Source organism: Rhodococcus sp. NPDC059969 (assembly GCF_042738325.1).
Classification (GTDB): Bacteria; Actinomycetota; Actinomycetes; order Mycobacteriales; family Mycobacteriaceae; genus Rhodococcus_F.
This window is the reverse complement of sequence record NZ_JBHWUF010000012.1, coordinates 122,212-142,059: the sequence shown is the minus strand read 5'-3', so window position 1 is coordinate 142,059 and position 19,848 is coordinate 122,212. Positions and strand designations below refer to the sequence as shown.

General features: G+C 62.7%; 20 protein-coding genes. 11 read left to right on the top strand and 9 right to left on the bottom strand.

The genetic code is table 11. From position 1 onward, the window contains the following. Positions 1-3 precede the first annotated feature (3 nt). From ACFWAD_RS26140 to atzF, 5 genes are all read left to right on the top strand, one after another. Positions 4-1,200 (top strand): MFS transporter, encoded by a 1,197-nt coding sequence (locus ACFWAD_RS26140; RefSeq protein WP_378549103.1) that lies wholly within the window; start codon positions 4-6, stop codon positions 1,198-1,200. 96 nt (positions 1,201-1,296) lie between these two features. After that, positions 1,297-2,103 (top strand): SDR family NAD(P)-dependent oxidoreductase, encoded by an 807-nt coding sequence (locus ACFWAD_RS26135; RefSeq protein ID WP_378549100.1) that lies wholly within the window; start codon positions 1,297-1,299, stop codon positions 2,101-2,103. Next, positions 2,100-2,633, top strand: coding sequence for a carboxymuconolactone decarboxylase family protein (locus ACFWAD_RS26130; RefSeq protein ID WP_378549097.1), 534 nt, complete (start codon positions 2,100-2,102; stop codon positions 2,631-2,633). The genes ACFWAD_RS26135 and ACFWAD_RS26130 overlap by 4 nt, the downstream gene beginning before the upstream one ends. Positions 2,634-2,708: 75 nt before the next feature. Then, a complete protein-coding gene (locus ACFWAD_RS26125; RefSeq protein ID WP_019744458.1) occupies positions 2,709-3,410 on the top strand; it encodes a GntR family transcriptional regulator in 702 nt (233 codons plus the stop codon). Between the two features lie 17 nt (positions 3,411-3,427). After that, positions 3,428-5,137 carry an allophanate hydrolase gene (gene atzF / locus ACFWAD_RS26120; RefSeq protein ID WP_378549094.1) on the top strand — a complete coding sequence of 570 codons (1,710 nt, stop codon included), beginning with the start codon at positions 3,428-3,430 and terminating at the stop codon, positions 5,135-5,137. Positions 5,138-5,140: 3 nt separating this feature from the next. On the opposite strand, the gene ACFWAD_RS26115 is transcribed toward atzF, so the two are convergent. Then, positions 5,141-5,716: a TetR family transcriptional regulator gene (locus tag ACFWAD_RS26115; RefSeq protein ID WP_378447068.1), complete on the bottom strand. Its 576-nt coding sequence runs from the start codon at positions 5,714-5,716 to the stop codon at positions 5,141-5,143. 68 nt (positions 5,717-5,784) lie between these two features. Here ACFWAD_RS26115 and ACFWAD_RS26110 point away from each other — a divergent pair, with 68 nt between their 5' ends. Beyond that, positions 5,785-7,386, top strand: coding sequence for an MFS transporter (locus tag ACFWAD_RS26110; RefSeq protein WP_378549091.1), 1,602 nt, complete (start codon positions 5,785-5,787; stop codon positions 7,384-7,386). 52 nt (positions 7,387-7,438) lie between these two features. Here ACFWAD_RS26110 and ACFWAD_RS26105 read toward each other — a convergent pair whose 3' ends face one another. Continuing rightward, positions 7,439-8,290: an SDR family oxidoreductase gene (locus tag ACFWAD_RS26105; protein WP_378549088.1), complete on the bottom strand. Its 852-nt coding sequence runs from the start codon at positions 8,288-8,290 to the stop codon at positions 7,439-7,441. A 118-nt stretch (positions 8,291-8,408) separates the two neighbouring features. Here ACFWAD_RS26105 and ACFWAD_RS26100 point away from each other — a divergent pair, with 118 nt between their 5' ends. Continuing rightward, positions 8,409-8,858: a winged helix-turn-helix transcriptional regulator gene (locus ACFWAD_RS26100; protein ID WP_378549085.1), complete on the top strand. Its 450-nt coding sequence runs from the start codon at positions 8,409-8,411 to the stop codon at positions 8,856-8,858. Here the strand turns inward: ACFWAD_RS26100 and ACFWAD_RS26095 are convergent. The 3 genes from ACFWAD_RS26095 to ACFWAD_RS26085 all read right to left on the bottom strand — a co-directional run bounded on the left by ACFWAD_RS26095 (position 8,834) and on the right by ACFWAD_RS26085 (position 12,449). Continuing rightward, a complete protein-coding gene (locus ACFWAD_RS26095; RefSeq protein ID WP_378537403.1) occupies positions 8,834-9,826 on the bottom strand; it encodes an iron-siderophore ABC transporter substrate-binding protein in 993 nt (330 codons plus the stop codon). The two genes, ACFWAD_RS26100 and ACFWAD_RS26095, sit on opposite strands and share 25 nt — an antisense overlap. A gap of 183 nt (positions 9,827-10,009) precedes the next feature. Beyond that, on the bottom strand, positions 10,010-11,413 hold the full coding sequence (lpdA, locus tag ACFWAD_RS26090) for a dihydrolipoyl dehydrogenase (RefSeq protein ID WP_003941477.1): 1,404 nt from the start codon (positions 11,411-11,413) through the stop codon (positions 10,010-10,012). A gap of 49 nt (positions 11,414-11,462) precedes the next feature. Further along, positions 11,463-12,449, bottom strand: a complete 987-nt coding sequence (locus ACFWAD_RS26085; RefSeq protein ID WP_378549082.1) for a dipeptidase — start codon at positions 12,447-12,449, stop codon at positions 11,463-11,465. Between the two features lie 233 nt (positions 12,450-12,682). Between ACFWAD_RS26085 and ACFWAD_RS26080 the strand changes: the two genes are divergently transcribed. The 3 genes from ACFWAD_RS26080 (at position 12,683) to ACFWAD_RS26070 (ending at position 17,135) form a co-directional block, all read left to right on the top strand. Continuing rightward, positions 12,683-13,732, top strand: coding sequence for an alpha/beta hydrolase family protein (locus tag ACFWAD_RS26080; protein WP_283569216.1), 1,050 nt, complete (start codon positions 12,683-12,685; stop codon positions 13,730-13,732). A gap of 254 nt (positions 13,733-13,986) precedes the next feature. After that, positions 13,987-15,003 (top strand): alpha/beta hydrolase, encoded by a 1,017-nt coding sequence (locus tag ACFWAD_RS26075; RefSeq protein ID WP_378549079.1) that lies wholly within the window; start codon positions 13,987-13,989, stop codon positions 15,001-15,003. A gap of 80 nt (positions 15,004-15,083) precedes the next feature. Beyond that, the gene (locus ACFWAD_RS26070) at positions 15,084-17,135 is read left to right on the top strand and encodes a prolyl oligopeptidase family protein (RefSeq protein ID WP_378549076.1); all 2,052 of its coding nucleotides are present in this window, start codon (positions 15,084-15,086) and stop codon (positions 17,133-17,135) included. A 4-nt stretch (positions 17,136-17,139) separates the two neighbouring features. Here ACFWAD_RS26070 and ACFWAD_RS26065 read toward each other — a convergent pair whose 3' ends face one another. Together ACFWAD_RS26065 and ppk2 are read right to left on the bottom strand one after the other, a co-directional pair. Continuing rightward, entirely contained in the window at positions 17,140-17,973 is an 834-nt protein-coding gene (locus ACFWAD_RS26065) for an alpha/beta fold hydrolase (RefSeq protein WP_378549073.1), read from the bottom strand. Between the two features lie 51 nt (positions 17,974-18,024). Next, complete coding sequence (ppk2, locus tag ACFWAD_RS26060; protein WP_037129644.1) at positions 18,025-18,939, bottom strand: polyphosphate kinase 2; 915 nt, start codon at positions 18,937-18,939, stop codon at positions 18,025-18,027. Positions 18,940-19,084: 145 nt separating this feature from the next. Here ppk2 and ACFWAD_RS26055 point away from each other — a divergent pair, with 145 nt between their 5' ends. Beyond that, positions 19,085-19,288, top strand: a complete 204-nt coding sequence (locus ACFWAD_RS26055; protein WP_378549070.1) for a PspC domain-containing protein — start codon at positions 19,085-19,087, stop codon at positions 19,286-19,288. Positions 19,289-19,381: 93 nt separating this feature from the next. Here the strand turns inward: ACFWAD_RS26055 and ACFWAD_RS26050 are convergent, their stop codons facing one another. Both ACFWAD_RS26050 and ACFWAD_RS26045 read right to left on the bottom strand, forming a co-directional pair. After that, a complete protein-coding gene (locus tag ACFWAD_RS26050; RefSeq protein ID WP_003941503.1) occupies positions 19,382-19,525 on the bottom strand; it encodes a hypothetical protein in 144 nt (47 codons plus the stop codon). Between the two features lie 63 nt (positions 19,526-19,588). Next, positions 19,589-19,774, bottom strand: a complete 186-nt coding sequence (locus tag ACFWAD_RS26045) for a hypothetical protein (RefSeq protein WP_223304379.1) — start codon at positions 19,772-19,774, stop codon at positions 19,589-19,591. Between the last annotated feature and the right edge of the window lie 74 nt (positions 19,775-19,848).

Here is a 19,848-nt window from a genome sequence, read left to right as displayed (position 1 = left end):
GGTATGGGCGATCCTTCCCGTCGCGGGTTCATCTCGGTACTGGCCGTTCTGCTTTCGACGGGTTGGGCCGCCAACCACTTTGCCTCGCTCATCCCGGTTCTCCGGGTGGACGAGGGCCTCTCGCACACCGTGCTCGACGGTGTTTTCGGCATCTACGCGCTCGGGCTGCTGCCCGGCCTGTTGACCGGTGGAGCTGTGTCGGACCGCGTCGGTCGAGCTGTCGTTGTCCTGCCCGGTGCGCTCATAGCCTCGCTCGGAACCTTGATTCTTCTTCTCTGGCACGACGCGCCGGGACTCATGGTCGGCCGCCTTGTCGTCGGTATCGGTGCCGGTCTGGCGATCGGCGCCGGTACCGCGTGGGCGGCCGACCTTCGTGGCAAGTCCGGCACCGTCATGGCGGGCGCCGTACTTACCTCGGGTTTTGCACTGGGACCGCTGTTTTCGGGTCTGTTGGCGGAATTTGCCGCTTTCCCGCTCGCCACGCCCTTTATCGTCTCGGCCGTCTTGTCGATGGGTTCCGTTGCCGCGGCGGCTGTGTGGAGTCGTACTCCTGCTCCCACCAAAGCTGCGACCTTCACGCCGGTTCCCGACCCTGCAAAGCAGTCGGGAACCGGCGTGAAGGTTGCACTGTTCTGGGCACTTCCGTTGGCTCCGTGGGTGTTCGCCAGTGCAACAGTCTCTTTCGTGACCATGACGGCCAGGCTCGGTGACCGCTACTCCGGACCGCTCCTTCCGGGTTTCGCGGCGGCGCTGACTCTCGGTGCCGGGATCCTGGTTCAAACCGCTGCGCGTCATCGCAATTGGAGTCCCCAGGCCGGCACGGTCGGCGCCGCACTGGCGGCACTCGGATACCTTCTTGTCGCGGTCGGCGGTGCACGCCCCGCGCTCGGGTTGTTCATCGTCTGCGCGCTCGTCCTCGGTACGGCCTACGGACTGTGCCTACGTGAGGGCCTGCTCGATCTCGAGTCGCTGGCTCCCCCAGCCTCGCGGGGCGCGTTGACCGGGATCTTCTACGTCGGCACCTATCTCGGATTCGGACTACCGGTGCTGCTGGTCGTCATCGAACCCACGATGGGTCCGTCACTGCCGTTGGTGATCCTCGCCGTTGTAGCCGCCGCCGTTGCCGTGATCCGTTTCGGCCGATTGCGGTCGACACAGGCTTCCGCGTCACATCCGCGTCTCGAAGCCGCATCGGTCTGAGCGTCCATTCGGACGGAGTTGGCGGTACTTGCAGTCGCAGCTACCCGGCGGTGTTAGCGTCGGAGGACCAGAAGGTCACTGCGTAGGGACACAGCAATGGGCAAGAGCGAGGCGGGCAAGGCCGAATCGGCCAAGAGTGGTGCGGACGACCTGACGGGTCGGCGCATCTTGATCACCGGCGCCGCCCGCAATATCGGTTCTTCGCTGGCCAGACGCCTCTACGACCGCGGTGCATCCGTCGGGCTCCTCGGACTCGAGCCGGAACTTCTCGAACAAGTCGCCACCTCCTGTGGCCGCGCGCCCTGGCAATTGTGCGATGTCGCCGACCTCGCGCAGGTATCTCGCGGCGTCGACTACATAGCCGAGAATCTGGGCGGCATCGACGTCGTCGTCGCCAATGCCGGCGTCGAGGCGAACTCCTCGATCCTCGGCGGCGACCCTGCGGACATGCGCCGCGCCGTCGAAGTCAATCTCATGGGCACGTACTACACCCTGCGCGCAGCCGGTCCGCACATCAGTCACGAAAACGGTTACGCCCTGGTGGTCGCCTCGGCTCACGGCGCCGCCAAGCATCCGTTTCGCGGACCGTTCGGTGCTTCGCGCGCCGGCGTCGAAGCGCTGGGTGACGCGTTGCGCTTGGAAATGAAACACCTCGGCACCAAGGTGGGCGTCGCGTACATCGGCGACATCGACACCGATACCACCGCACTGTCGTTCGACGGAGCACGCGGAACCCTCGCCAGCGTCGGCACCACGACAGTCGCTGACGCCGTCGACGCGTTCGAGCGCGGTATCGTCGGCCGAAAGTCGCGCGTACATGCACCCCGTCGCAGCGCTGCGGTTCGCCACATCGCGCAACGAGCTATCGACCTCCGTCCCTCTCATATGCGTGGAGTCGCATGAACCCCCGTATCCCGCCCGGCCGATTCAAGAACCTCGGTCCGATCAACTGGGGAATCTGGCGTGTCCTGTCGAAGGCTGCCGGAGCACCCGATGCGCATCTGTTCAGCACATTGGGGCGCACGGGTGGACTCTTCCGCGGTTGGCTGCACTACTCCGGCTCACTCATGCCCGGCGGCAAGATCTCTCGGCACGACACCGAACTGATCATCCTGCGAGTCGCGCACCTGCGGGACTGCGGTTACGAGATGGATCACCACATAAGGCTCGGCCGCAAAGCCGGAATCGACGCAGAAGAACTGGCCCGAATCATCGAGGGACCTGGCGCTTCCGAGTTGAGTCCGCGTCACCGTGCGATCTTGACTGCGGTCGACGAGCTTGTCACCACCAAGGACGTCACCGACACCACGTGGGGAACGCTTTCACAGCATCTCGACGATCGTCGGTTGATCGAATTCACCTTGCTGGTCACCCAGTACGACGGCCTGGCCACCACGATCGGAACCTTGCGGGTTCAGCGCGACTTCTCCTGAAGTTCGCGGCGGCCGTAACTCAGCTCTAACCCGAAGACACCTGGATGAAACACCTGATCAATAGCGTATACAGGTATGTCAACAGGGATGAATACGGCTCCGGAGCCACTACGTGAGGTGGTCTACCGGGAACTACGGACCGAACTGGTCAACGGGACTATCGGGTTCGATCAGCGCCTGACGGAACCGAAGCTCTCCACGCGTTTCGGCATTTCTCGCACACCAGTACGGGAAGCGTTGACGATGCTGTGCGCCGATGGACTCCTGCGCCGGGAAGAGTACGGGTTCTCCGCCGTGCGCCCGAGCATCCCGCGGATCCGAGATCTGTACGAACTCCGAATCACTCTGGAGCTGCAAGGAATTACCCGCGCGATCGCCGATCCGACGATCCGGCACGATCGAACAATCCTCGACGACGAGTTAGTGCGGTGGCGTGCCCTTGCTCTCGATCCGCCTGCTCAGGAGCCGGGGTTCGTCGAACTGGACGAGGAGTTCCACGTCGCTGTGCTGAGGGCGTCGGGCAACAACGAACTGGTCGCGTCACTGCTGTCCGTGAACTCCCGTATCCGGCACGTTCGGATGTACGACTTCATGGTCAACGGCCGCATCGACACCTCGATCGCGGAGCACATTCGAATCCTCGAAGAACTACGTGCCGGCAATCTGCCCGAGGCCCGCACGCTTTTGCACCAGCACATCGGCGAGTCTCTCGACGTCGTCCTCGACCGGGTGACCCGCGCGATCACCGCGCTCTCACTCGCCAACATCACGGACTGATCGGAGCAGTACACACCATGACCATCGCAGCAAAAGCTTTCACCCCGACAGCCCGGGTCGAGCAGGCTTTCCACCGGATCGAGGAGGTCGATCGCCCCGAAGTCTGGATCACGTTGCGCAGCAAGGACGATGTGCTTGCCGACGCCGCCTCGGTCGAGGCCAGACTCGCCGCAGGCGAACAGCTTCCCCTGGCCGGGAGTCTGATCGCCGTCAAGGACAACGTCGACGTCGTCGGTCTGTCGACCACAGCGGCGTGCCCCGAATTCGCGTATTCGCCGGACGAAACCGCCAGTGCCGTTGCGCGGTTGATCGAGCACGGGGCTGTTGTTCTGGGGAAGACCAATCTGGACCAGTTCGCCACCGGACTGGTCGGAACGCGCAGTCCGTACGGAGCCGTTCGCTGCGCCTGGAACGAAGAGTTGATCTCGGGTGGTAGTAGTTCCGGATCCGCCGTCGCTGTCGCACTGGGGATTGCAGACATCGGAATCGGCACCGACACTGCCGGTTCGGGCCGGGTGCCGGCAGCGTTCCACGGGATCTACGGACTCAAGCTCTCGCTCGGCGTCATCCCAGCCCACGGAGTAGTGCCCGCCTGCGTCGACTACGACGCTTTGACGGCATTTGCGGGCGACCTCGAATCGGCAACCGCGGCAGCGGCAATCATGATGGGCCACGAACCTCGGGATCCCCGCAGCCGCGTCTGGCCTTCCGACGTTCGTCTCGCGGCGGCGCCGAATCCCCGCGTCGCCGTCCCCCGAATCGAGGATCTCGCTCAACTTAGCCCGCCGTATCTGGCAGCATTTCAGGACACTGTGACAGCTCTGGTAGCCGGCGGCGCCGAGACCGAGACCGTCGACATCTCCGGACTGCTCGACGCGGCCCGATTGCTCTACGACGGCGCCGTGGTGGCGCAGCGGTACGCCGCTGCCGGCGAGTTCCTCGAAACTCGTCCTGCCGGAGCAGATCCCGCGGTGTCCGACATCGTGCTCGGCGCGAAGCACCCCACCGGATACCAGCTAGTCGACGATCTCGATGCTCTCACCCGCGCCAAGGCCGCTGCCCGGGCACTCCTCGCCGGGTTCGACGCCCTACTGCTTCCCACCACCACCGAACATCCGACCATCGCTGCCGTGACCGAGGATCCGTTCGGAATCAACCGCCGGATGGGAACTTTCACAAACTTCTGCAACCTGCTCGACATGGCAGCCGTCGCGGCGCCCGGACACCGCACTGCCGAAGATCACCCGTTCGGCGTCATGTTCGTCGTACCCGCTTTCGACGACCAGATCGCCATCGACCTCGCTGCGCGACTCGGCGGTGTGCCTTCACCCACCCTCGTCAATACCGGAATCGACCTCGCAGTATTCGGCGCTCACCTGCGCGGGCAACCCCTCAACACACAGTTGGTCGACCTCGGCGCGCGGTACGTCGAAACCGTCACGACCTCGGATGCCTACCGACTCTTCGCTCTCGACACGACGCCACCGAAGCCCGGCCTGGTACGCCGCGGTCCCGGCCTTGGTGCACCGGTCGTCGGCGAGATCTTCCGAATCTCACCGGCCGGGCTGGGAACGTTCCTCGCCGCACTGCCTGCACCGATGGCGCTCACGAGCGTCGAGTTATCCGACGGCAGAACGACTGTCGGTTTCAGCTGCACTCATGACGCCGTAAATGGCGCAGCTGACATCACCGGCTACGGCGGTTGGGCCGCGTACCTCTCTCGCTGACAGCTAGGGCTTGCAGATTCGAGTGACGGCCTCGCGCACCACTTCACGGCGGCGCGCAATCTCGTCGGCGTCGACGTTCTGGTTGTCCGCCACACCGGGGGCCACCACCCAGCCGAACACGAGGCCGAACAGCATCGTGATCAGGTCCTGGGGGTCCCAGTGCTTCGAGATGATGCCGTCGTCCTGCGCCTTGCGGATCGTGGCCATTCGCGGAACCCAACTGGAATGTTCCTCGGCCAGCTTCTTCATCCGTGGCGCCTCACCCTGCAGTTGACCCCAGATCATCATCCGTTGAATCTGCGGTTTGCCGAGCATCGCGTCGAACAGTTCGACGGCATGCGCGGGCATGTCTTCACCGGTGAACTCGACAGACTCCATTGCCTGCTCGAAGTCGACGTCGAGCACCGCGTGGAACAACGCGACCTTGTCGCCGAAATAGGCGTAGAGGCGCTCCTTGCTGGCGTTTCCGTTCTTTGCAATCCGATCGATGCGCGCACCGGCAAGCCCGTAGGTGCCGAATTCTTCTTGCGCGGCGTCGAGGATTCGCTGTTTTGTCGCGGTCACATCAGTGGGAGCCATAGTGATGATGGTAACCGAACGAACTATTTCGTTTGACTCACCTGAGAAGGCTGGAATACCTTTTTCCAATGACCACCACGTCCCACGTCGACGGCGGCACTCTGCCACCGATCCCGGCTGTCTCCGAGAATCCGAATCATCAACGTCGCTGGCTGGTGCTCTGCATCGTCGCGTTCGCTCAACTCATGGTGGTGCTCGACGGCACCATCGTCTCCATCGCCCTACCAGCGGCCCAGGAGGAACTGGACATCAGTGACCTGGACCGCGCGTGGGTGGTCACGTCGTACGCCCTGGCGTTCGGTGCGCTGCTGCTCCTCGGCGGACGTATCGCCGACTACTGGGGCCGCAAGCGCTCCTTCATCGTCGGCATGGCGGGCTTCGCGGTTGCCTCCGGCATCGGCGGCATCGCGCAGAGCGGTATCGAACTGTTCATCGCCCGCGCCGGCCAGGGCGTCTTCGCCGCACTGCTCGCGCCCGCCGCGCTGTCGATGCTCACCACCACCTTCATCGGAGAGAAGGAGCGCGCCAAGGCTTTTGCCGTCTACGGCGCGATCTCCGGCGGTGGCGCTGCCATCGGCCTGCTCCTCGGCGGAGTGCTGACGCAGTACGTCGACTGGCGCTGGTGCCTGCTCGTCAACATCCCGATCGCGCTGATCGCCATCGCTGCAGCCGTCCCGATCGTCAAGGAAACCAAGGCGCACGGCGACACGAGCTACGACCTTCCCGGCGCGATTCTCATCGCGCTCGGCCTCGGCTCACTGGTCTACGGATTCACGCGCGCCGAGCACGGCTGGGGCCAGGCAGACACTCTGCTGTTCATCGCACTGGGCCTGGTCTTCCTCGCGATCTTCGTGGTCGTCGAGAGCCGCAGCAAGAATCCGCTTCTGCCGCTGAGTGTTCCGTGGCATCGCGATCGCGGCGCCGCTCTGATCGGCTCCATGTTGGTGGGCGCTGCCCTGCTCGGCGGCACGTTGTACCTGACGTTCTACCTGCAGATCGTGCTCGGATTCAGCCCGGTCATGGCCGGCGTCGGATCGCTGCCGATGGCATTCTTCATCGTCTTGGCGTCGACCATCGCAGCGCAGTTGTCCACCAAGATCGGCCCCAAGCCGCTCATGGTCGCCGGCCCGCTGGTGGCAGCGGTAGGACTGCTCATGCTCACGCAGATCGAGGTACACAGCTCCTACTGGACCCACGTGTTCCCCGGCCTCGCGATCTTCGGCTTCGGACTCGGTCTGCTGATGGTGCCGATGCAGAACCTCGCACTGATCGGTGTCCCCGACCACGACGCCGGCGCTGCCAGTGCCCTGGTCAACGCCACCCTGCAGATCGGCGGCGCACTCGGCACCGCACTGTTCACGACGATCTACGCTTCGGCCAAGTCGGCCTTCAGTGCAGACAACGCGATGCCGACGCCGCCTGAAGGCATGCCCGTCGACATGTCGAACGCGACCATCCCGACCGGTGACCAACTGGCGCTACTCCCCCAGCCGGTGCAGGACTTCGTCGCCTCGATGACGGACTACTTCTTCGGCGCCGAGGTATCCGGATACTCTGCCGCATTCGGTTGGGCGGCGATCCTGTTGGCGATCATCGCACCGGTCGTGCTGGTACTGGTCCGCGCCAAGAAGGGTGATCTGCCCGCCGAGGGTGCAGTCCACATGGGGTAGACCCCTGTGCGCCTTTATTAACCGCCCGCGGTTAATAAAGGCGCACAGCAGGTTAGGCCTGCTTCAACACCTCAGCCACCGGAGTGCTGCTGCGTCCGATCAACTTCTGCAGGTCACCCGACTCGGTGTCCAACGCCCCCTTGGCAATTGCAGCATCGGAATCTGCGAGGATCTGCGCAACCGGTGCGGGCAGTCCGACACTCTCGAGAATGCCTTCGTATGCCTGCTCGTCCACGAACTGATACACGACGGGCTTACCCGCGAATTCGCTGATCTTCTCGGCAAATTCGGCGTAGGTGAGCCTCTCGTCACCGCCCAACTCGTACACGGCGCCCTCGTGACCATCGGTGGTCGCGACTACTGCGGCGGCGTCGGCGTAATCCGCCCGCGCTGCAGCGGCAATCTTTCCGTCGGCTCCCGCACCGACGAGTGCGCCGCGTTCGATCACACCGGCCAGGTCGTTGGTGAAGTTCTCCCAGTACCAACCGTTGCGCAGCAGTGCGAACGGAATACCGCTCCGAGTGAGCACGTCCTCGGTCGCCTTGTGCTCGGCAGCAAGCTTCATCGGCGTGTCCTGAGCATTCAAGATGCTCGTGTAGGCGATGAATCCGACGCCGGCAGCCTTCGCCGCGTCGATGATGTTGGTGTGTTGCGCGAGCCGTGACCCCACTTCACTTCCCGAGATCAGCACCAGCTTGTCGACGCCCGCCAATGCGGTTTCCAACGCCGAGGCATCGGCGTAGTCCGCTTGGCGTATAACTACTCCGCGGGCGGCGAGGCTTTCCGCCTTCTGTGGATTGCGGACGACTGCGACGATGTCGGACGCGGCGGTTCCCCGCTCGATCAACGACTCGACTACCAGTTGTCCGAGGTTTCCGGTTGCGCCGGTGACTGCAATGCTCATGCGAACTCCCGATCCAGGTTGAAGCGTAAATGCGTTCTGCAACCATCATGCACTTATTTTTCGTAAGTGCAACACGTCGAGTTAGCGCTATGGGATCGTGCAGTAGTAGCCTGGGTTCATGACCAGCACCGACTCACCTTCACGTGCTGCCCAGACCCCTGATCCGAATGCCGACGTCGTGGACCCAACGCTCGAGGCTGACGTCTTCGCTCGCGGGTGCAACTCTCGGGCGGCATTGCAGAATGCAACCGGACGCTGGGGCGCACTCGCGCTGGCGGCATTGAACGAGGGCCCGTACCGGTTCAGTGCCCTGCGCCGGCGCGTCGACGGAGTCAGCGAGCGCATGCTCTCGCAGACCCTGCAAACACTCGAGCGGGATGGCCTCGTGCACCGTGAGGTACTCGAAACCATCCCGCCCAAAGTGGAATACAGCCTGACCGAACTCGGCGCCGACGTCGCCGCAAAGATCACGGCCCTGATCGAACTACTCGAGTCGCAGGTGCCGAAAATCGTTGCGTCACAAGCGTCGTACGACGCTCGGGATCAGCTCAACTTGTCCGAGAGCTGAGCGATGAACTCGTCGAATGCGTAAGGAACGCTCAGCACGGTCGGAGCAGATGTAGCCATCGCGTAGTCCATTCCGACCAGGCGAACCAGACGGCCGTTCGACACCGAGGTCATGTTCGCGAACGGACCGAAGGACATGAGCTTGTCCAGGTTGGTGCCGTCGGCGTCGACGAGAATGAAGACGTCGGCGTCGAGTGTGTCGATCGATTCCATCCCCACGGACACCGAACTGTCGCCGGAAGTGCACACTGCGTCGACACCGGGCGAGGTCTTCACCCCGAGCTGGCCGAGAAGACGGATCCGCGGGTCGGTGCCGCAGAAGACGATCAGGCCCTCGTCGGTGCGCATTGCATACGTGGCGGTTTTGCCTTGGAACTGCGGGTGATCAGCGGCCTGCTTCTCGAAGTACGCCCCGGTCTCGTCGATCAGCGTCTGAGCCTGCGCCGGCTGTCCGAGCGCTGCGCCGATCATGCTCATCTGCTTGTCCCACGCCGTATCCCACGGCTGGTCGGGGAACGCGACGGTCGGCGCGATGTCACTGAGGCGCTTGTACTCGCCCTCGTCGATGCCGGAGTAGACGGCGAGGATCACGTCGGGATCGAGCCCGAGGATCTGCTCGAACGGGATATCGGGATTGGTCGTCATGAGAACAGGCTTGGCACCGTTCAGACGCGAAGCGTCCCAGGGCAGGATGTTGTTCTCGATGCCGTCGCCGGAGAAGCTCTCCATGGCGACCGGAACCTTGTTCAGTGCGATCACCGAATCCTGGCCACTCCATCCGATGGTCACGATGCGCATAGGCTCCGCGTCGATCGTCGTCGAACCGTAGGCGTGGTCGACGGTCACGGGGAACGCCCCCGCCTCGGCGGCACCCGAAGCTTCGGCGTCCGATCCGGAGTCACCTGAGGTTCCACAGGCGGAGAGCGTCAGCGCGACGCAAGCCGCGAGCAGTACGGAACGAGTTTTCATGAGTGGTCCTTCGAAAGCCGGATGGTCGACTCGGGACGCTAATGCGTTGCGCGCCTACACCCCGACTCGAAGGCCTCAGATGGCGGTTTCGCAACACAACTCGACACAAAAGACGAAAAACCCCGTGCGTCTTTCCGGTAGAGCGAACTACCGAAAAGGCGCACGGGGCCGAAGGCCCTGCCGTCAGAAGTTGATCATGTGGCCGGCGAGGCCGTGGATCGCTTCCTGCAGTGCCTCACTGAGCGTGGGGTGGGTGTGGACGTTGCGTGCCAACTCGTTGACCGTGAGGTCCCACTTCTGGGCCAAGGTCAGCTCAGGCAGCAGTTCCGAAACGTCCGGTCCGATGAGGTGCCCGCCGAGCAGTTCGCCGTACTTCTTGTCGGCGATCAGCTTGACGAAACCGGTCGGGTCACCGAGACCGTGTGCCTTGCCGTTGGCAGCGAACGGGAAGTTCGCGACCTTGACGTCGTAGCCCTCGGCCTTGGCCTGCTCCTCGGTCAAACCGAAAGAGGCGACCTGCGGCTGGCAGAACGTCGCACGCGGCATCATCCGGTAGTCACCGAGTGTCTGCGTCTCCGCGCCGCCGATGGTCTCGGCAGCGACGACAGCCTGAGCTTCTGCGACGTGCGCGAGCTGCAGCTTGGCGGTGACGTCACCGATGGCGAAGATGTGCGGGACGTTGGTGCGCATGTAATCGTCGATCGCGATGGCGCCGCGATCGGTCAACGCGACACCGGTGTTCTCGAGACCGAAGCCCTCCACACGCGGTGCGAAGCCGACAGACTGCAGAACCTTGTCGACGACCACGGTCTCGATCTCGCCGGACTTGTTGTCCTTGATCGAGACGGTGACCTTGCTGCCGTCGTCGCTGATGGACTGCACAGCGGCACCGGTCTTGATGGTGACGCCGAGCTTCTTGTACTGCTTGGCGATTTCCTTCGAGACGTCGGCGTCCTCGTTGGGCAGTGCCCGATCGAGGAACTCGACGATCGTGACGTCGACGCCGTAGTTCTTGAGGACGTAACCGAACTCCATGCCGATCGCGCCGGCACCGACGATGAGGATCGAACCCGGAAGGTCACGGGTGAGGATCTGCTCTTCGTAGGTCACGACGTTCTCGCTCAGCGAGGTGCCGGGCAGCAGCTTGGTGTACGAACCGGTCGCGATGATCGCGTTGTCGAACGTGATCGTCTCGGTGCCGCCCTTGCTCAGCTCCACGCTGATGGTGTTGGCGTCGACGAACGTGCCCTTGCCGTCGTACTCCGGGATCTTGTTCTTCTTCATCAAGAAGTGAATGCCCTTGACTCGCCCGTCCGCGACCTTGCGGCTGCGATCGAAAGCGGAGCCGAAATCGAAGGACACGTCTCCGGACATGCCGAACGTCTTCGCTTCTTTCGTGAAGATATGCGCGAGTTCGGCGTTACGGAGAAGCGCCTTGGACGGAATGCAGCCGACATTCAGGCATACACCGCCCCAGTACTTCTGCTCGATGATGGCGGTGCTCAGGCCCAGTTGTGCCGCGCGGATAGCAGCGACGTACCCACCGGGGCCGGCTCCGAGGACAACGACGTCATAGTGTGAGGTCACGATTCACCAGGGTAGTCCTGCATCGTTTCGCTGTCCCCAGATGGTCGCATTACCCGTCGGTAGCCCACACTTCTCGGGCAACTCGGGCGAAATTTCCGCCGTACACGGCCTCGATCGACGGCTCGTCGAAGCCCCGCTCACGCAATACCTGATCAAGTGTCAGCACGTCCTCCGGAGGAGTCCACTGCAGTGGCCCCCACGCGGTGTACGCCTCGGAGAACGACGACGGGTTCTGCTCGATCTCTTCGCGGAAGTCGTCGGCGTCGAAGGAGAAGTCGGAGCCGATCCCGACATGATCGATGCCGACGAGTCCCACAGCCTCTTCGATGTGGTCGGCCATCGCGGACAGCCGAGCCTGGTCGTCATCCGGTCCGTTGACGCCGAGGAAAATGCCGACGCCGTTGATCCCGATGACGCCGCCGGTCTCCGCACACGCTCTGGCCTGATCGTCGGTGATGTTGCGCGGATGCTCCCACAACCTTCGGAGGTTCGAGTGGCTGTAGATCATTGCTCGCTGGGTGATAGCTGAGATGTCCAACCCCGTCTGTACCGAACAATGTGAGCCGTCGACCCCCATTCCGACGCGATTCATCTCGGCAACCAGGTCACGGCCGTATCCACTCAACCCCGTGTCCGCCAGGTCCAAGCAGCCGCAGCCGGCAGCGTTCATGTAGTTATACGTCGGCAACATCGAGCGGACTCCGAGGTCGTAGAAGTACGAGACGTTGGCCAGGTCTCCCTCCAGCGGATTCGAGTCCTCCAGGTCGAAGGCCAGGGCGATTCCGCCGGACTCCTGAATCTCGACGACGCCGTCGACGGTGAAGACAGGGGTTATCTCCGGGAACTCGACCCGTGCCTGCCACGCGAAACTCTTGGCGATTGCCGTCGAGTCCGCGCGAGTCTGCGGCGAGTAACCGACGTTCACCGAAACGTAACTCCCCGCTGGGCGCTGATATCGGAGAAGATCTTCGACAGACGCGTTCGACTGCAGAGGTAGGCAACAATGTTGTTCCCATAGTGGATATGTCCGGTTCACTCACTAATCCCGTCGATGATCAGGGAAATTCACCTGAAACTGGTCGTACGTTCAGCAAATCTCTGGTTCACTGGCGGATAACGCACCGATGCGGTAGAACTTACAAGACTCACACGCCCTGTACCTATCGACAGAGCATGTACCCAGCATGAATTCCCGTACGGGAACAGCAACAAAGGACCGTTCACTCCTGGGCGGATTCGAAGGAATTTTAGGTGGAGGTTTCTGAACGTATGCGTGCTCGCACTTTCAAGCGTGGCCGTCTGGTCGCCGCTGTAGCCGCAGTATCCGTGCTGCCGATGCTGATCAGCCCTGCAGTGTCGTCCGCAGGCGGAGATCCGTCGACCACCACGGCAACTGTTGCCAAGGCAAACACAACGGGTTCCAAGCTCTCGAGCCGCACGGACAACGGGCGCATCGCCACCATCAAGGTGTACTCACCTTCCATGGGACGCGACATTCCGCTCGAGGTCATCCTCCCAGCAGACGGCAGCGAACCCCGCCCGACGCTCTACCTGCTCAACGGTGCAGGCGGCGGCGAAGACCGGGCGACGTGGCAGCGTCAGACCGACGTCAACGAGTTCTTCGCTGACAAGAACGTCAACGTCGTCACCCCGCTCGAAGGTGCATTCAGCTACTACACCGACTGGGTGAACGACGACCCGTCCCTCGGCCGTCAGAAGTGGCAGACGTTCCTGACCCAGGAACTCCCGCCCGTCATCGACGCCGAGTTCAACACCAACGGCGTCCAGTCGATCTCCGCCATCTCCATGACCGCGACCTCGGTCCTCAACCTCGCCATCGCAGCACCGGGCCTCTACAAGGGCGTCGGTGCATACAGCGGATGCGCCGAGACCAGCACACCGGTCGGCCAGTCCTCCATCGAACTGGTTGTGGGCATGCGCGGCGACGCTGACGTGACCAACATGTGGGGCCCCCTCGACGGCCAGGGCTGGATCGACAACGACCCCGTCGTCAACGCCGAGAAGCTCCGCGGCACCGAACTCTTCATCTCCACCGGCTCCGGACTCCCCGGCCCGCACGACACCCTGAACAACGAGGCGATCAACGGACAGGTCGGCACACTCGCCAACCAGGTGATCGTCGGCGGCATCATCGAGGCAGCAGTCAACTACTGCACCCACAACCTCGCCTACCGCCTCAACGATCTCAAGATCCCGGCCACCTTCGACTTCAAGCCGACCGGCACCCACTCGTGGGGCTACTGGGAAGACGATCTCCACAACTCCTGGCCGATGCTCGCTCGCTCGATGGGCATCTGACCCAAATCGTTTCAGCTCGACCCCGCTCCCCGCACTTCCGGGAGCGGGGTCGAGTTCTTTTCAGGGCCAGTTCGAGGGTTAATTCGAGGGTTATTTCGGGGGCCAATTCAATTGTCAGGCAAGCAAATCGCGTCACTTTCTGCGCCCGCTCTGCTTTACTGACACATAACAAAAGTGAACCTGTTCCAGTAAGGGCTCACAGGCACTTCGATCCGCTCCGGATCCGAAGACATTCAGGTGGAGGATCCGAACGTATGCGTGCTCGAATTTTCAAGCGTGGCAGTGTGATCGCAGCTCTCGCAGTGGCCACGGTGCTGCCGATGCTGGTCAGTCCGGCGACGGCATCTGCGGGCGGTGACACGTCCGGATCGCACGTCGTGAGCAACACCAAGACCGGCGACCGCAAGGTCACCATCTCGGTCTTCTCCCCGGCGATGGATCGCAACATCCCGCTCGAGGTCATCCTCCCAGCGGATGGCAGCGAACCCCGCCCGACGCTCTACCTGCTCAACGGTGCAGGCGGCGGCGAAGACTCGGCGACCTGGCAACGCAAGACCGACGTCATGAACTTCTTCCAGGACAAGAACGTCAACGTCGTCACTCCACTCGAAGGCGCATTCAGCTACTACACCGACTGGGTGAACGACGATCCGGTTCTCGGTCGCCAGAAGTGGCAGACGTTCCTGACCAAGGAACTCCCGCCCGTCATCGACGCCGAGTTCAATACCAACAAGGTCCAGTCGATCTCCGCGATCTCCATGACCGCCACGTCGGTCCTCAACCTCGCCATCGCGGCTCCCGGCCTCTACAAGGGCGTCGGCGCGTACAGTGGATGCGCCGAGACCAGTACTCCCGTCGGTCAGAGTGCGATCGAACTTGTCACAGGTACCCGCGGTGGAGCCGACATCACCAACATGTGGGGCCCGCTCGACGGACAGGGCTGGAAGGACAACGATCCGGTCCTCAACGCCGAGAAGCTCCGCGGCACCGAGCTCTACGTCTCCACCGGCTCGGGACTCCCCGGCCCACACGACACTCTCGCCAATCCCGCGATCAACGGTCAGGTCGGTGCGCTCGCCAACCAGGCGATCGTCGGCGGCGTTATCGAGGCAGCGGTCAACTACTGCACCCACAACCTCGCCTACCGCCTGAGCGACCTGAAGATCCCGGCCACCTTCGACTTCAAGCCGACAGGCACCCACTCGTGGGGCTACTGGCAGGACGATCTCCACAACTCCTGGCCGATGCTCGCTCACTCCCTGGGCGTCTGACTCGATTCGTACTCGACCCCGCTCCGGTGTTTCGGGAGCGGGGTCGAGTGCTGTCGGGAGTGAGCAGTAAGAATGGACGTATGACTTCCGATCCGCAGTCCACCACCGGCGACGACCCCTACCTCTGGCTCGAAGACGTGACGGGTGAGTCTGCACTCGATTGGGTCCGTCAGCACAATGCCGTGACCGAGGCGCAGCTCACCGACAACGAACGCTTCGGTCGACTGCAAAGCGACGTGCGCGAGATCCTCGATACAGACGCGCGAATCCCCTACGTTCGCCGTCGCGGTGAGTTCCTCTACAACTTCTGGCGAGACAGCACCCACGTTCGCGGATTGTGGCGACGCACGACGTTCGATCAGTACGTCACCGACGACCCGGAATGGGACGTCCTCGTCGACCTCGACGCCCTGGCCGAGGCCGAGGGCGAGAACTGGGTCTGGAAGGGCACACAACTTCTGCGCCCACACCGCAACCGTGCATTGATCAGCCTCTCCCGCGGCGGGGCAGACGCGGCGGTCGTTCGCGAGTTCGACATCGACAAGCGCGAGTTCCTCGCTCCCGAGGGCGAGAATCCCGGCTTCTACCTTCCCGAGGCCAAGACCGACATCGACTGGATCGACATCGATACCGTCTACGTCGGAACGGATATCGGACCGGGGTCGCTCACCGATTCCGGATATCCCCGTCTGGCCCAGCGGTGGAAGCGCGGCACTCCCCTCTCCAGCGCCGAGACCGTCTACGAGGGCCAGGCCACGGACGTGGCCATCTCGGCTTCGCACGATCCGACGCCCGGGTTCGAACGGGACTTCGTCACTCGCTCGGTCGATTTCTACAACTCTCAGCATTTCGAAGTTCGCCCCGACGGTGAACTGGTGCTCGTGGACGTCCCCGAGGATGCCGGGATCTCGATTCACCACGAGTGGTTGTTGATCCGCACCAAATCCGTGTGGGTAGTCGAGGGCACTGAATATCCGACCGGCGCACTGCTTGCCATCCGCTACGACGATTTCCTTGCCGGCTCACGAGCACTGACATCGATCTTCCAACCCGACGCACATTCCTCACTCGAGCACTACACCTGGACACGCGATCATCTGATTCTCGTGGTCCTGACCGACGTCCGCACCACGCTGCGCATCCTGACACCGGGCGAAAATGGCTGGGAGGACCGGCCTTTCGACGGGCTTCCAGAACTGACCAGTATCGAAATTCTCGACACCGACCCTGATGTCAGCAACGAGTACTTCGTCAATTCGAGTGGATACACCTCCCCTGCAACTCTTTTGCACGGCGTGATCGGCGAAACCGAACCCACTGCCCTCAAGCAGGCTCCCTCGTTCTTCGACGCCGAGGGCATCACCACGGAGCAGTTCTTCGCCACCTCTGCCGACGGCACCCAGGTTCCGTACTTCGTGGTGCGCAGTCCGCGTAGCGAGCCCGGCCCCACCCTGCTCTACGGGTACGGCGGATTCGAGATCTCGCTGACACCGTCCTACAGCGGTTCTCTGGGCCGCGCCTGGCTGACGCAGGGCGGAACCTATGTGGTTGCGAATATTCGCGGTGGCGGCGAGTACGGACCCGGTTGGCACACACAGGTTCTCAAGGCCGGGCGCCACAAGGTGCACGAAGACTTCGCTGCCGTCGCGAGAGACCTCGTCGATCGCGGAATCACGACCCCGGATCTTCTGGCAGCTCAGGGCGGTAGCAACGGCGGCCTGCTGATGGGCATCATGCTGACCAAGTACCCCGAGCTCTTCGGCGCCATCGTCTGTCAGGTCCCGCTGCTGGACATGCGCCGATTCCATCTCCTGCTGGCCGGCGCTTCGTGGATGGCCGAATACGGTGACCCCGATGTCCCGGAGGAGTGGGCATTCATCTCGGAGTACTCGCCGTATCAGAACATCGACGCCGCCGCGTCGTACCCACCGATCCTGATCGCGACGTCCACCCGCGACGACCGCGTCCACCCCGCGCATGCCCGCAAGATGGCTGCAAAGCTGGAAGAGGTCGGCAAGCCGGTGCTGTATTTCGAGAACATCGAGGGTGGCCACGGCGGCGCCGCGGACAATGCTCAGCTGGCCTTCAAGACTGCGCTGACCTACGAGTTCCTCTGGCAGAAACTCGCCTGATCTTTCAGCGGTCGCGTAACCACGCGACGACGCGCTCGCTCACAGCGGTGGGATTGCGTATCCAACCGTTGTGACCGAGTGGTTCGTCGATGTGCGTCATCGTCACTTGGGCCCCGGAGAGCTTGTCCACCAGGTTCTTTGCCGACCGGCGTGGAGCGAGATCGTCCCCTTCGATCGTGATCGACAGAACCGGCAAGGTCAGGCGAGCGATCCACTCCTCGTAGTCGATATCCGCACCGACGGGTTCCATGCGACCGGTCCTGGCGAACCGTGCCCAATCGGTGATCAGTACTTTCGACTGTCGACCGAAGCCGCCGACGTTGACCCGGTCTCCCGGCCAGAAGCCGGCGATGTTGGCTGTCACCGACATCGCGGACGAACCCAGATAGAGTCCGGGCGCACGGATTCCGGGGAATCCGCGGTGATACGGCGATCCGGAGGCAACCAGGATCAGTCCGCCGAGCCGGCCCCGAATCCTCGACGCGTACATCACCCCGATCTGGCCGCCCATGCTGTGCCCCATCAGAAAAGGTGTGCTGGCCGGGAACCGCTCGCGCACTACCTCGAATGTCGCCGGACAATCGATCGAGACCAGTTCCTGATATCCGAAAACACTCGACGCGCTCGGGCGCGGTTTGCTGTCACCTTGGCCACGCAGTTCACCGATGGCCGCATTGAAGCCGGCTTCGACCAGGGCCTGCGCCACCGGATCGTAGAACCCGGCGGGAACTCCGAGCCCGGGCAACATCACCACCACGGGTGCGTCGTCGTTCGGTCCGGGAAACAGACGGATCGGGGTCACGGTGCCGTCGGGGAGTTGGATCGGTACGGTCTCCATTCAACTCACACTAACCACCCACGCCGCGGATGGGCAGAGCCCACGCGCCGACTATTCGAGGCTTCCCACGATCAGCGGATCCGGAGTACCCACGATCTCGTAATCCTTGTTGTCGTAATCGAACTGACTGAGCACGTGACGCATCGCGTTTATCCGCGCGCGTTTCTTGTCATTGCTCTTGATGACGGTCCACGGAGCGGTGTCGGTATCGGTGAACCGAATCATCTCTTCCTTCGCCGCCGTGTACGCATCCCACTTGTCCAGAGAAGCGATGTCCATCGGCGAAAGCTTCCACTGCCGAACGGGATCGACCTGTCGGATCGCGAACCGCGTGCGCTGCTCCAGCGGTGAAACCGAGAACCAGAACTTGATCAAGCTGATGCCGTCGTCGACGAGCATCTGCTCGAACAACGGCACCTGGCGCAGAAAACGCTCGTGCTCCTCGTCGGTGCAGAAGCCCATGACCCGCTCGACCCCGGCCCGGTTGTACCAAGACCGATCGAACATCACCAGTTCCCCAGCGGCGGGAAGGTGCTGCACATAGCGCTGGAAGTACCACTGCGTCGACTCGCGGGCCGACGGCTTCTCCAGCGCCACGACGCGAGCGCCTCGAGGATTGAGGTGCTCCATGAATCGTTTGATCGTTCCGCCCTTGCCGGCAGCGTCGCGTCCTTCGAACACGATGGCGTGCCGTGCGCCGGTTTCCTTCGACCAGTTCTGCAGCTTGAGGAGTTCGATCTGCAGCAGACGCTTGGACATTTCGTACTCGTCCCGAGGCATCCGTGCCTCGTACGGGTAGCCCTCCCGCCAGGTGTCGACCTCGAAACCGTCCGGCGACGTCAGCAGCACCGGATCGTCGTCGTCATTGTCGTCGACGGTGAAGGCGGCGGTGTCGGCCAGATCGACGGCGGTCGAGAGATCCGCGAAGGCGCTGAGGAACGGTCGGCGTTCTGCTAAATCGGTCACCGCCGACAAGTTAGTCTCCCGCAGCAACTGTTCGGTGAAGCTGGGATGAACTACCGGGGTATGACACGGCGGCCTCAAAAGATCAGGGTGCAGATGGGGGTCGTCCCCGATGGTGCGCGGCGCCATCTCGCTTCAGAATTGAAGCATGACATTCGAAAGCAACACACCTCGCCCCTTCATTCGTTCCAACGACAAGAAAATGTTCGCCGGAGTGTGCGGCGGAATTGCAGATTACTTCGGCGCCGACGTAAATCTTGTCCGTCTACTCGCCGTTATCGCCGCTATTTGCACGGGTGGAACCGCGGCTTTGGTATATCTCGCCGCCTGGATGCTCATGCCGTTAGGTTGAGAATTTCGGCAATTGACATGGCGAGAATTACGGGCCGACAAAAGGTATTTCGGGGCCTACGCGCCAACACGAGCAGGCCCCGAAATCGACAATCTACTTGGCGGCCTTCAACTCCCCACCGCTGAGCGCAGCGAGGGCCTCGAGACCCTTGACGGCCAGGCCACTGACGCTGCCCAACCCCTGACCGATGATCGCACCGACTGAGCCGGCAGCGTCCATGACAGATCCTTCAAGCATGACGTTCTCCTTTAGATGTTCAGTGGTTCACTTGGGACGAGCAAATGACGCCGATCAGAAAACTCAGGGAACGACAGGCGGCGTAAAGCTGAGGGTGTCGAGAGATCCGAAGATTCCACCGGCGGTGTCAGCCAGTGAACCGAAGAGGTTTGCACCGACATTGTCCAATCCCAGCAGCATTGTCAGCAAAGCCTGCATCGGTGCACCGTCCCCATTCGGACCACCGAGAATATCCATCAACGAACCCATGTTCAGCTCCTCGCGTAGGTGATTCTTTTTACCGTCGGTGACGATTATCGAACCAGTCCGGCGGTAGACACTCG